Below are 457 nucleotides of genomic sequence, written 5' to 3'. Positions count from 1 at the left end.
GAGTGCAGTACCACCTGAATACACGCCTTGGTTTACGAAAATGGATGCAAAAGGAAAAACAGAAATTAATGCATCCCTCGCCGGGCAGTATGTTGCTTCGCAGAATAAAATGCCTGATTTAAGTTTTGCAATGAATATTAATGATGGTTATTTAGATTACGAAAAAGCACCGGCATCAGTAAAAAATTTACTGTTTAAATTTTCTGCAAAGCTGCCTCAATTAAATACGGATAGTTTAAAAGTTGATATTGATACTTTGCATTTTACCCTTGATAAAAGTTATTTGAATGCAAACATGCACATAGTTGGCGTAAATCATGTTAACCTGAAAGCCTTTGCAGATGCTGACTTAGATGCAGAAAAATTATTTGATGCAACAGGCATTCAGGGATTAGATATAAAAGGAAATTATAAATGTAAACTTATAGCCAATGGAAATTATTACGCAAAAGTTGTA

Annotated in this window: 1 protein-coding gene; it reads left to right on the top strand. The window is 33.7% G+C overall.

Annotated features, from left to right (window positions below):
• Positions 1-40: 40 nt before the first annotated feature.
• The coding region (locus E3E36_RS11895) for a hypothetical protein (protein ID WP_167895584.1) at positions 41-457 on the top strand (417 nt) is incomplete at its 3' end.

Source organism: Thermococcus sp. M36, assembly GCF_012027355.1.
Lineage (GTDB): Archaea > Methanobacteriota_B > Thermococci > Thermococcales > Thermococcaceae > Thermococcus.
This window is presented reverse-complemented; position numbering and strand designations above follow the sequence as displayed.